Origin of the sequence: Cyanobium sp. BA20m-p-22 (assembly GCF_024346275.1) — a bacterium.
Lineage (GTDB): Bacteria > Cyanobacteriota > Cyanobacteriia > PCC-6307 > Cyanobiaceae > Cyanobium_A.
Genome location: NZ_JAGQCQ010000130.1, coordinates 1 through 9,720 on the forward strand (window position 1 = coordinate 1; position 9,720 = coordinate 9,720).

The 9,720-nt window shown below is 66.2% G+C and carries 16 protein-coding genes; 6 read left to right on the top strand and 10 right to left on the bottom strand.

What is annotated here, in order from left to right; all coding sequences use genetic code 11:
- The 4 genes from KBZ15_RS11900 to KBZ15_RS11915 all read right to left on the bottom strand — a co-directional run.
- Nucleotides 1-220: hypothetical protein (locus tag KBZ15_RS11900; protein ID WP_255015425.1), on the bottom strand; the 220-nt coding region annotated here is incomplete at its 3' end.
- A 269-nt stretch (nt 221-489) separates the two neighbouring features.
- Entirely contained in the window at nt 490-642 is a 153-nt protein-coding gene (locus tag KBZ15_RS11905) for a hypothetical protein (RefSeq protein ID WP_254930191.1), read from the bottom strand.
- 170 nt (nt 643-812) lie between these two features.
- Entirely contained in the window at nt 813-1,067 is a 255-nt protein-coding gene (locus KBZ15_RS11910; RefSeq protein WP_254930190.1) for a hypothetical protein, read from the bottom strand.
- 44 nt (nt 1,068-1,111) lie between these two features.
- Nucleotides 1,112-1,375: a hypothetical protein gene (locus tag KBZ15_RS11915; RefSeq protein ID WP_255015426.1), complete on the bottom strand. Its 264-nt coding sequence runs from the start codon at nt 1,373-1,375 to the stop codon at nt 1,112-1,114.
- 101 nt (nt 1,376-1,476) lie between these two features.
- Between KBZ15_RS11915 and KBZ15_RS11920 the strand changes: the two genes are divergently transcribed.
- Nucleotides 1,477-1,890, top strand: coding sequence for a DUF6554 family protein (locus tag KBZ15_RS11920; protein ID WP_255015427.1), 414 nt, complete (start codon nt 1,477-1,479; stop codon nt 1,888-1,890).
- A gap of 28 nt (nt 1,891-1,918) precedes the next feature.
- On the top strand, nt 1,919-2,278 hold the full coding sequence (locus tag KBZ15_RS11925; protein ID WP_255015428.1) for a hypothetical protein: 360 nt from the start codon (nt 1,919-1,921) through the stop codon (nt 2,276-2,278).
- Between the two features lie 4 nt (nt 2,279-2,282).
- On the opposite strand, the gene KBZ15_RS11930 is transcribed toward KBZ15_RS11925, so the two are convergent.
- A complete protein-coding gene (locus tag KBZ15_RS11930) occupies nt 2,283-3,851 on the bottom strand; it encodes a DEAD/DEAH box helicase (protein WP_255015437.1) in 1,569 nt (522 codons plus the stop codon).
- Nucleotides 3,852-3,925: 74 nt separating this feature from the next.
- On the opposite strand from KBZ15_RS11930, the gene KBZ15_RS11935 reads away from it, so the two are divergent.
- Complete coding sequence (locus KBZ15_RS11935; RefSeq protein ID WP_255015429.1) at nt 3,926-4,348, top strand: HNH endonuclease; 423 nt, start codon at nt 3,926-3,928, stop codon at nt 4,346-4,348.
- On the opposite strand, the gene KBZ15_RS11940 is transcribed toward KBZ15_RS11935, so the two are convergent.
- Complete coding sequence (locus tag KBZ15_RS11940; protein ID WP_255015430.1) at nt 4,294-4,509, bottom strand: hypothetical protein; 216 nt, start codon at nt 4,507-4,509, stop codon at nt 4,294-4,296. The genes KBZ15_RS11935 and KBZ15_RS11940 overlap by 55 nt on opposite strands.
- Nucleotides 4,510-4,544: 35 nt before the next feature.
- Between KBZ15_RS11940 and KBZ15_RS11945 the strand changes: the two genes are divergently transcribed.
- On the top strand, nt 4,545-5,480 hold the full coding sequence (locus KBZ15_RS11945; protein ID WP_255015431.1) for an SDR family oxidoreductase: 936 nt from the start codon (nt 4,545-4,547) through the stop codon (nt 5,478-5,480).
- On the opposite strand, the gene KBZ15_RS11950 is transcribed toward KBZ15_RS11945, so the two are convergent.
- Nucleotides 5,411-5,602, bottom strand: a complete 192-nt coding sequence (locus KBZ15_RS11950) for a hypothetical protein (protein ID WP_255015432.1) — start codon at nt 5,600-5,602, stop codon at nt 5,411-5,413. The genes KBZ15_RS11945 and KBZ15_RS11950 overlap by 70 nt on opposite strands.
- On the opposite strand from KBZ15_RS11950, the gene pdxA reads away from it, so the two are divergent.
- Nucleotides 5,589-6,614, top strand: coding sequence for a 4-hydroxythreonine-4-phosphate dehydrogenase PdxA (gene pdxA / locus KBZ15_RS11955; RefSeq protein WP_255015433.1), 1,026 nt, complete (start codon nt 5,589-5,591; stop codon nt 6,612-6,614). The two genes, KBZ15_RS11950 and pdxA, sit on opposite strands and share 14 nt — an antisense overlap.
- Nucleotides 6,615-6,632: 18 nt before the next feature.
- On the opposite strand, the gene accB is transcribed toward pdxA, so the two are convergent.
- Nucleotides 6,633-7,118, bottom strand: a complete 486-nt coding sequence (gene accB / locus KBZ15_RS11960) for an acetyl-CoA carboxylase biotin carboxyl carrier protein (protein WP_254930180.1) — start codon at nt 7,116-7,118, stop codon at nt 6,633-6,635.
- Nucleotides 7,119-7,123: 5 nt separating this feature from the next.
- The gene (efp, locus tag KBZ15_RS11965; protein WP_255015434.1) at nt 7,124-7,684 is read right to left on the bottom strand and encodes an elongation factor P; all 561 of its coding nucleotides are present in this window, start codon (nt 7,682-7,684) and stop codon (nt 7,124-7,126) included.
- A 97-nt stretch (nt 7,685-7,781) separates the two neighbouring features.
- Here efp and KBZ15_RS11970 point away from each other — a divergent pair, with 97 nt between their 5' ends.
- Entirely contained in the window at nt 7,782-8,870 is a 1,089-nt protein-coding gene (locus tag KBZ15_RS11970) for a peptidylprolyl isomerase (protein ID WP_255015435.1), read from the top strand.
- Between the two features lie 311 nt (nt 8,871-9,181).
- Here the strand turns inward: KBZ15_RS11970 and KBZ15_RS11975 are convergent, their stop codons facing one another.
- Nucleotides 9,182-9,520, bottom strand: coding sequence for an HI0074 family nucleotidyltransferase substrate-binding subunit (locus KBZ15_RS11975; RefSeq protein WP_255015436.1), 339 nt, complete (start codon nt 9,518-9,520; stop codon nt 9,182-9,184).
- Nucleotides 9,521-9,720: the final 200 nt, after the last annotated feature.

Sequence of the window (9,720 nt, forward strand, 5' to 3'; positions counted from 1 at the left end):
CTGCTTGAGTCAATTCAGTCATTTTGATGTACAATTTAATAGACCCTTTGGCGCCGCAAGGCGTTTTTTTGTAAGCTTCTGTAGGTGTAAGATTCTTGATTTTTCGAGGTTCCCTTGATGAGGAAACGGTGGTTGACACCATGCCCGCGCCAAGGGTTATCGGCCCAGTGATCCCATAAGCATTAACATTGGAACTTAGACCGGTAAAATACGTTGTCAAGGGCTAATATCCCAGTACAGCTGAAAGTATATAAAGAACTCGACGGCAAGTTCAACGATCCAGCTCCCTCAACAACCAGATTGCCGCCCGACTCATAGAAATTGAAAATCAGCACGGCCTGGGCTGGCGTAGCTAGGGCCCAAGGCAAAGGAGTTGCGGAGTCCTGAGTTCTGTACGGGCTGTACAAAATCCTGACAGTGGCGTTTGGACTATCCAGCTCCTGCAAACCCACCTGCATGTGGCGCGCGGCCCGGGCCTTGATTTCTGGCTCAGGCCCGCGGCCTGATCAATTGCAGCACCTGGGGATTGGTCGCCGCCATCCGGCGTTCCCCATCCAATGCAGCGAGAATCAGGCGGGCTGCTGCAGCCACATCTCCCCGTTCGGCAGCTAGCTGGGCTTGGCTGGTGTTGGTATGGATCAAATTGGTGAGCTGATCCCGTCGGCCGTCTAACTCGGAGGCCCCAGCTCTGGCTGCTGGCTTCGGGGCCGAAGCAGTTTGTTCTGGGGCCGCAATTGGCACTTGGCTAGAAAAGATCGCTGTCATCTCAACCATATGGAACTGAAGGAATGGGGGCCATCGAGGCCCCCCGCTCAGGTGCCCGGCTCTTCGAGATTGCCCCCCAAGGCAGCTATCTGATCGCGCAGGGTTTGGGACCTCTGCAGATCTCCCCGGGTGAGGGCAACTGCCAGGGCAAACTCCAACTTCTCTAGCTGGTGATCGCCCTCGCCGCTGTTGGAGGGGAAAGAGTTACGGGAAGGGGAAGCAGCGGACACCCCGCCAATTTGGGGGCAACGGTTGGCTGAGCCGTGCTGCAAACCGGAATGGGACTGCGTGGGATAGGCCATGGCCGCTTTCTTACCATTCTGCCACCGGTGACCAGCCCCCGCGCTCAGGCCGCCGCTGCCAGCGGAGCGGATTGATCGTCCGGATCCTCCTGCATCTCAAGCAGGGCGCGGCAGTCGAGCACCAATCTCTCCACATTGGCGAGGCTGGCGATCTCCTGGGGATCGGAATCCAGCCGCCGATCCAGCTGCAGTTCCAGACCGGCCAAACGCTGCTCCAGCTTCACCAGGCGCTGGGAAAGGGCATGGACGGTGTGGGCCAGATCCTCGGCGTTGCGGCTGATGCGGAAGGAAACCGACTCGGGGGCCATCGCTAGACGAGCAGTGATGCCGATAACAGCACAGAAACCGGGCCTGGCCAAGGCCAGCTGAATCGATACGGTGGGCCCTATCCGTTGACACCTCCCTAGCCATGGCCCCGAGCCTCCCTTTGCCGCCATCGCCGCGACTGCGCCAGGGCATGCTGCGGATCGCCCTGGTTGCCACGGCATGCCTACCACTGGCGAGCCTGCCCAGCCAGGCCCAAACGCCAGAGAGCACTCCCAGCGCGGGCGGGAAGGGGGCTCAGATCTATTGCTTCATGCGCAACAACGGCAACAGCCACCAGGTGAGCTGGGATGCGGCCTATGCCGTGATCAAGCGCCAGAGCGACAAGCTGTTTAAAACCTCTCCGGAACACGCTGCGGTGATGATCACCGAAGCCGTCGTCCAGAACCCCAGTGTCTATCCAGACTGCGGCCGCTATCTCGGTGACCTGTTCTCAAAACCTGAAGCCAAGCCAGAGGCGGGCAGCAGCAGTGGCGCCAATAAGAAAGTCAGTCCATAGGTCTCACCATGGCTGGCTGCCGGGTTCCGTGGCGACCGCTAGGGCCCTGCTCATCGGGGCCATGCTCATGCTGCTGGCAGGTTGCTCAGAGGAGCCTCTGCCCGGCCAGCAACTGCGCAGCCATGAATGCCTCCAAAACATAACGCTGGACAAGTTGGCCGAGCACATCAGCCACTGCGATGCCGTAGTGGCTGCCTTCCCGGCCAACCCCAGCCCGCTCAACGACCGCTACCTGCTCCACAGCCTGGCCGGCAATGAGGCTGCCGCCTGCGCCGACATAGCCAAGGCCTCCTCCCTGGCCCGGCAAATCCCGGCAAACAGCCTGGATCCCCAGCTGCGCAACGATCTGAAGCTGCGTCAGGAGCTCTGCCGCCGAGGCAAATCCTGAGCCATCACCAGCGAGCCAGCAGATCCCGCACCATGGCCGGCAGGTTGCGGCGCTCCAAAAGCTGGGCGATCCTCTCGGCCTTGCTGGCGATCAGCCCATCGACCAACTGATCGGCCACCCCCAGTTGCAGCCAGTGGCAGGTGAGACAGGCGCCCATGCCGATGCGGTGACAGCGGTCTTCCGCCTGTTCCACATCGCCCGGGGTCCAAGGCCGCTCAACCAGCACCACATGGCGGGCCCGATGCAGGGTGAACCCCAGCCCACCGGTGCCATAGGTGGCAATCAGCAGGGGTTGCTCGCCCCGCTGGAAAGCATCCACCTGCCCCTGGCGCTGCGCCGGGGGCAGGGCCCCGGTGAGCAGGCAACTGGCGGCAAAACTGCGATGCAATAACTGGGCAGTGGCCACAAAGGCGGTGAACACCACCACCGCCTCGCCCTGGCCGAGCAGCCCCGCCACCAGCTCCCTGGTGGCGGGCAATTTGTAGTCGGAGCCGATCTGCCGCAGGGCCGTCAGCACCGCCAACACCTCCCCATCCCGGCGCACCTCGCCGCGGGCCGCCCGGCGGCGGTAATCGTCAACCTTGCTCTGGAGGCGGTGCTGGAAACCGCGGGCCTGGGGGCCAGCGAGCTCCACGGGCCACAACTGCCGCCGCTTGGGGGGCAGGTCGAGACAATCCTGCTTGCGGCGATGCAGCACCAGGGGCCGCACCAGTCGCTGCAGCTCCTCCAAATGGCTGGCCCCACTGGCCTGCCAAAGCCGCCGCCCCGCCTGCTCACGCCAGTGGCCCTGGCAGAAGTACTCCTCAAAGGCCCGTTGGTCCCGGGCCAGGGGATGGCCGATGGCGGCCAGGAGCGGGAACAACTGAGCCGGGCGACCATTTTTCATCGGCGTGCCCGTGAGCAGCCAGATGGCCCTGAGCCGGGGATGGCGGGCCAGCCGCAACAGGCCCTGGCTGCGCCGGGTCTGGCCGTTCTGGGCGAAATGGGCCTCATCGGCGATCAACACGGTGCCGGCCGGCGGCAGGGCGGGGGGCAGCCGGGCCCAGCTGTGCAGCTCGAGCTGCAGGCCCAGGGCAGCCGCTTCGCTCTGCCAGTGGCCATGCAGGCCGACAGGGGCAATCACCAGGATGCGGCAATCGGCCAGCCGCACCAGGGCCCTGGCGGCAACCAGGGCGGTGAGGGTCTTGCCCAGCCCCATGGCGTCGGCCAGCACCGCGCCGCGCCGCGCCAGCAGCCAGCGCACCGCGGCCCGCTGGTGGGCAAACAGACAGCGCCCATCCAGCAAGGGCTCACCCAGCTGGGCCGCCGCCACCAGCTGTCGGTGGGGTGGCAGGGGCGGCAGGGGTTGCTCCATCCAGGCCAGCCAGCGGGCCAGCTCGGGCTCCAGCGGGAAGCGACCCGCCAGGGCCTGCCGCAGCGCCGCTGCAGCCTCTAGGGGAAAACACCAGCAGCGCCGCCGCCCCGACCAGGAGCCCCGGGGCCGAATCGCCCGCAACTGGGCCTGGGTAACCGCGTCGTAGGGGCTGACCACCTCGATCTGACCCGTCGCTCCCAGGCGCAACAGGCAACGCATCCGCTGAAGTGCAATCCTCGACACATTGACACCCCAGGCGATGAAGGCACACTTCCGCCAACTGGGGCGCTCTGATGCAGGCCAGGGATGCGGTTTTCTTAGAAGATCTATGTCCCAAATTGCGCGTCAGACGCTGGCGCCAATCCCTTCACCTCGTCACCGATCGACGTTGCGTCTACTGCGGCGAACCCTCTGAATCGATTGACCACGTCCATCCCCAGAGCCGGGGGGGCCTGAGCGTCACCGAAAACTGCGTACCTGCCTGCCTGTCCTGCAACGGCCACAAGGGGGACGCCAACGCCTTTGAGTGGTATAGGCGCCAAACCTTCTACGACCCCCGGCGGGCGATGGCGATCCGGGCCTGGTGCGATGGCGATCTGCGCCTGGCCTTGCGCTTGCTGCAGTGGGTCCATCCAGGCGGAGCCCTGGAGGAAGCGGAAGCTCACCAGACCCGGCAGGCCTCCACGCCGTTGTGGCGCTGGCAGATGGCCTCCTGAACCTGGGGGCGCTCAGGGGCGACCAGCACGGCCAGCAGCAACAGCAGCACGGCCAAGCCTCCGGCCCCCTGCCCCCCGTGGGCGGAAAGATGCCTGGCGGATTTCAATGGCCTGGAACGGCCCGTTTCGGGCCTGGTGGAGAGTGGTGCTGGGACCGCCATCGCCATAGCTGCGGAGAACTGATACAGGTGTACTCATGAATGGGCCGCTTGTCAAGCAGGGGCGCCAGCTGCTGGTCATCGGCGCTGGCTACACCGGCCTGCGCCTGGCCCGCGCTGCCCGCCAGCGGGGCCTAGCGGTGCGGCTCACCAGCCGCCGACCCAGGCAGGGGGAGGGTGCAGATCAAGAGCTCGGCTGGCTGCAGTTCGACAGCGCCAGCGAACCTGCCCTGGTGCCCGCCGCCGAAGCCCTTGCCGGCATCACGGACGTGCTGGTGAGCGTGCCTCCCGTCCAGGGCAGGGCCGAGCCGAACCTGGAGCTGCTGGGCCCGCTCCTGCGGCAGCTCCCCCTGCAGTGGCTGGGCTACCTCTCCACCACCGGCGTCTATGGCGACACCGGTGGGGCCTGGGTGGATGAAACTGGCCCCCCCGCCCCCCGGGCCGGCCGCAGCCAGGCCCGCCTGGCCGCCGAACAGGCCTGGCTGGCCAGCGGCTTACCCGTACAGATCTTCCGCTTGCCGGCGATCTACGGGCCAGGCCGCTCCCCCTTTGCGTCCCTGCGGGCCGGCCAGAACCGCTTGATCCACAAGCCCGGCCAGGTGTTCTGCCGGGTACATGTGGACGACGTCGTTGGCTGCCTGCTGCACTGCCTGGCCCTGCCAAGCGGGCGGCGTCCAACCGTGCTCAACGTGACCGATGACTGTCCCTGCCCATCGAGTGAAACCCTTGGCTACGCAGCCCACCTGCTGGGGCTCAAACTGCCATTGGTGGAGCACTACGCCGCCATTGAGGCCAGCATGGGTGCCATGGCCCGCAGCTTCTGGTCTGAAAACCGGCGGGCCAGCAACCAGCTGCTGCGCACCACCCTTGGCTATGACCTGCGATACCCCAGCTATCGGGAGGGCTACAGGGCCTGCCTGGCAGAGGAGCTGGCCGGTGGACAGTCCTTGAGATCGGCCGGATCGGCCACGTAGGGCAGGCCCAGGTCGCCGAGCAGGCGCCCCCAGCGCAGCTCGATCCAGCCCTTATTGATTCCCGTAGCCAAGCCCAGCACCAGACCCCCCAGCAACAACCAGCGCAGCATGGGTTCCTCCACCAGCAGCCAGTCCCCATCCAACTCCAACCCGCCGCGCCTGGCCATCGCCCTGGGAGATCCGGCCGGCATCGGCGCCGAAGTGACGCTCAAGGCCCTGGCCAGCCCCCAATGGCGCCATGAAAGCCCCCTCCTGGTGGGCTGTCGCCGTTGGCTGGAAGAGAGCTACGAGCAACTGCGCCACCACCCCGGCCCGCCCCTGCGGGACCCCGCCGAGCTGGAGGTGCTCGACCTGCCCCTGGCCGCCCCCTGCCAGGTAGGCGTCAGCAGCCCGGCCTGCGGGGAGTCGAGCTTCGCCTGGCTCACCGCCGCCTGGGAACAGGTGCGGAGCGGCCGCTGCCAGGCCCTGGTCACCGCTCCGATCGCCAAGGCCAGCTGGCATGCCGCCGGCCACCCCTACCCCGGCCAAACCGAGCGGCTAGCCGAACTGGCCGGCGTGGTGGAGGCGTCGATGCTGTTCACGGCCCTGGCTCCCGCAGGCCATTGGCGCCTGAACACCCTGCTGGCCACCACCCACATCCCGCTTGCCGCCGTGCCTCACCAACTCAATGGGGAACTGGTGCGGCGCAAGTTGGATCGGCTGCTGGCCTTCTGTCAACGCTTCACCCCAGCCCCCCACCTGGTGGTGGCGGGGCTCAATCCCCATGCGGGCGAGGCGGGCCAGCTGGGTCAGGAGGAGGTCTGCTGGCTGGCGGCGGCGCTGGACAGCTGGCGCCAGCAGCATCCGCAGGTGCGCCTGGAGGGGCCCCTCCCTCCGGACAGCTGCTGGCTGAGTGCGGCGGCGGCCTGGGCCGGCGGGGAGCAGGGCCCCGATGGCTACCTGGCCCTGTATCACGACCAGGGGTTGATACCGGTCAAATTGCTGGCCTTCGATGCCGCCGTAAACACCACCCTCGGCCTGCCCTTCCTGAGAACCTCACCCGATCACGGCACCGGTTTTGGCATCGCCGGCCAGGGGCGGGCGCGGGCCACCAGCATGGCGGCAGCCCTGCTGACTGCCAGGGATTTGGGCTAAGGATTTCGGGCTGGCCTATCAGGCAGGCCGAACCCGCATCAGCACCTGGCCGAATTCCACCGGCGTGCCGTTTTCCACCAAAATCTCCACCACTTCCCCGGCCACCTCGGCTTCAAGCTCGTTCATCAGCTTCATCGCCTCGAGGATGCACACCACCTGGCCGACTCTGATGCGGGAGCCCACCTCGACGAAGGCCCCCTCACCAGGGGCCGATGAACGGTAGAAGGTGGCCACCATCGGGGCCGTGACCTCATGCAGATCGCTGCGGCTGCCAACGGCGGCAGGGGGCGGCGCCGAAGGGGTGACCGGCAGGGGGGCGGCCGCAGGCATCGGGATGGCCTGGGGGGGAGCCGCAGCGGGCTGGAACACCGCCGCCGGAGCCGCAGCTGGCAGGTTGCGCCGCACCTCGAGCCGAAAGTCGTCCCCTTCGAGCTTCAACTCCTGGATGTCGCTGTCTCCCAGGAGAGTCAGCAACTTTTGAAGCTGGTCGTGGCTTAGCTGCATGGCGCTCAGTTCTCCCGCCCGAGGTAGCTGTCGGTGCGCGTATCAATCTTGATCTTCTCGCCGATCGAGAGGAACAGGGGCACCATCACCTGGGCACCGGTTTCAACGATGGCGGGCTTGGTGCCGCCGGTGGCGGTGTCGCCCTTGACGCCCGGATCGGTCTGGGTGATTTCCAGCACCACCGAGTTGGGCAACTCAACTTCCAGGGGCTTGCCGTTCCAGGCCACCACGTTCACCTCCATGCCCTCCTTCAGGTACTTGCGACTCTCGCCGATCTGCTTGGCGGTGAGGCGGGTCTCCTCGTAGCTGCCCATGTCCATGAAAACGAAGTCATCGCCCTCCATGTAGGTGTGCTGGAGGGTGCTCTTTTCAAGCACGGCCTGGGGCAGCATCTCGCCGGCCCGGAAGGTCTTCTCCACCACGCTGCCGCTCTGGACAGCCTTCAGCTTGGTGCGCACGAAGGCCGAGCCCTTGCCCGGCTTGACGTGCAGGAACTCAACGACCCTCCAGACCTGGCCATCCAGCTCAATTGAAGTGCCAGTTCGAAATTCATTGCTGGAGATCATTCCGGCAGTTCAGAACGGGTGGATTGTACGTGGGGCGCCCAGAGCCATTCCGCTGCTAAGCGCCTATGCCAGAGTCCGCTCAGTCAGGGGCGTCTCGATGGCCAGGAGATCGTTGCAAACCGGCTCCGGGTACGGGCTAAAGCTCCTGGCGGCCTTCCTGGGGGCGCTGCTATTTGCCCCCGTCGCCTGGGCGGCCCTGCCCCAGGGCAACGCCGTGAAGGATCCCGAGGCGATCCTGCGCAACTCCCTGCCGATCGACGCGCCCCAGCTGCAGGATCTGCAGCACCGGCTGGAATCGACCAGCGACGACCTGCGGGCCAAGCGCTGGAAACCCCTGGCGGGATCGGTGACCCGCAGCCAGGCGCTGCTGACGACCCAGCGGGACGCCATCCTTAAGCGCTTCGACTCCGAGGATCAGGCCACGGCCGCCCTGCTGCTCGACCGGCTCGAGCAGCAGCTGCGCGAGGTGGCCACGGCCGCCGAAGCCCAGGATCGGGATGCCTTCCTGGCAACCCGTCGGGCCGCCCTGGCGACCATCGGCAGCGCCGAGGCGCGGTTAGTGGGGCCCTTCCCCTTCTTAATCCCAGCTGAGTTCGACGCCCTGCCGAGGCTGCTGGGCCGGGCCACCGTGGCCATCAGCACCAGCAAGGGCGACCTTATCGCCGTGATCGACGGCTACAACGCCCCGCTCACGGGCGGCGCCTTCGTGGATCTGGTGCAGCGCAAGTTCTATGACGGCCTTCCCTTCACCCGGGCCGAAGACTTCTACATACTCCAGAGCGGCGATCCAAAGGGCGAGGCCATGGGCTATGTGGATCCGAAGAGCGGCGTGGAACGGCACGTGCCGCTGGAGATCCGCATCACCGATGATGCCGAGCCGATCTACAACCAGACCTTCGAGGACGTCGGCCGTTACAAGGCGGAACCGGTGCTGCCCTTCGCCACCTACGGCACCCTGGGCTGGGCCCACTCCGACGAGAACCTCGACGACGGATCGTCCCAGTTCTTCTTCTTCCTGTATGAGCCGGAGCTCACCCCCGCCGGCCTCAACCTGGTGGATGGACGCAACGCGGTGTTCGGCTATGTGGTGGAAGGGATGGACGTGCTCGAGGAGCTCAGTGTCGACGACCGAATCGTTTCAGCCCGGGTGATCGAAGGCGCAGACAACCTCCAGCCCCACGCCTGAGCGACGAGGGCGACAGCCCTGCTTCAGGGGGCGTAGGAGTTTCCAGGCACCACCAGCCGCCGCGCCACGTGCTGCCGCAAGGGTTCGGGCAGCTCCTGCAACAGCGAGAGGTCGATGCTCCAGGGCAGCAGCAGGTCATCGAGAGCCCCCCATCAGCCGCAGGCGGTCGTCGTGGCGCAGGCCCGGCACTCATGGCACGGGAGCCGTAGAGCCACACCTCCTGCACGGCGGGCTCGGCGCTCAACACAGCCAGCAGCCGGGCCGAGGCCTCCGGTGGCAGGCCGGGGATCACAGCCATGGCAGCGGGAGGCTCAGCCATCCCCTTCCTCGGCGGCGGCGGTGCTGCGGTTGTAGGTGTGGCTGGTGAGGTTGCGGTCCTGCACCATCGCCAGCCAGGCCTCGCCATCGTCGATCAGCCCCATCCGGAAGGCCAGGCGCAGCGTGTCGCGCGAGCCAATCAAGCCGGCGTTGCCCTCCGTCAGCAGCAGATCCCGCAGCGTGTTCCAGCCCAGCTCGAAACAGTATTCAAACGCCTTGATCAGACCCTGACGCTCCCGCTGATTGAGCGCAGGGGGCTCGAAGAAGGTCTCCAGCCGATCGAGGGCCAGGCTGTCGATTGCCAAGCCATTGGCCGGCGTGGCCTTAATCACCCCTCGCAAGGAGCTGGATGGTCTGCGATGGATCCGGCTCCCTTGTGAGCCAGCATCTCGAGAAGCAGCTATGGAAACGGCAAACGAATCAATCCGCAGCAAAAAGCCGCCCCGAAGGACGGCCCGCACAGATCAGGCTGGGCCTGAACTCACTGCCACTTCTGGGCCACGATCTCGGCCAGATCGACCACCCGCTGGCT

Coding starts and splice junctions, on each gene's coding strand:
- KBZ15_RS11910 (WP_254930190.1), bottom strand. CDS start 1,067: ATGGCCTATCCCACGCAGTCCCATTCCGGTTTGCAGCACGGCTCAGCC.
- KBZ15_RS11915 (WP_255015426.1), bottom strand. CDS start 1,375: ATGGCCCCCGAGTCGGTTTCCTTCCGCATCAGCCGCAACGCCGAGGAT.
- KBZ15_RS11920 (WP_255015427.1), top strand. CDS start 1,477: ATGGCCCCGAGCCTCCCTTTGCCGCCATCGCCGCGACTGCGCCAGGGC.
- KBZ15_RS11930 (WP_255015437.1), bottom strand. CDS start 3,851: ATGCGTTGCCTGTTGCGCCTGGGAGCGACGGGTCAGATCGAGGTGGTC.
- KBZ15_RS11935 (WP_255015429.1), top strand. CDS start 3,926: ATGCAGGCCAGGGATGCGGTTTTCTTAGAAGATCTATGTCCCAAATTG.
- KBZ15_RS11940 (WP_255015430.1), bottom strand. CDS start 4,509: ATGGCGGTCCCAGCACCACTCTCCACCAGGCCCGAAACGGGCCGTTCC.
- KBZ15_RS11945 (WP_255015431.1), top strand. CDS start 4,545: ATGAATGGGCCGCTTGTCAAGCAGGGGCGCCAGCTGCTGGTCATCGGC.
- pdxA (WP_255015433.1), top strand. CDS start 5,589: ATGGGTTCCTCCACCAGCAGCCAGTCCCCATCCAACTCCAACCCGCCG.
- accB (WP_254930180.1), bottom strand. CDS start 7,118: ATGCAGCTAAGCCACGACCAGCTTCAAAAGTTGCTGACTCTCCTGGGA.
- efp (WP_255015434.1), bottom strand. CDS start 7,684: ATGATCTCCAGCAATGAATTTCGAACTGGCACTTCAATTGAGCTGGAT.
- KBZ15_RS11970 (WP_255015435.1), top strand. CDS start 7,782: ATGGCCAGGAGATCGTTGCAAACCGGCTCCGGGTACGGGCTAAAGCTC.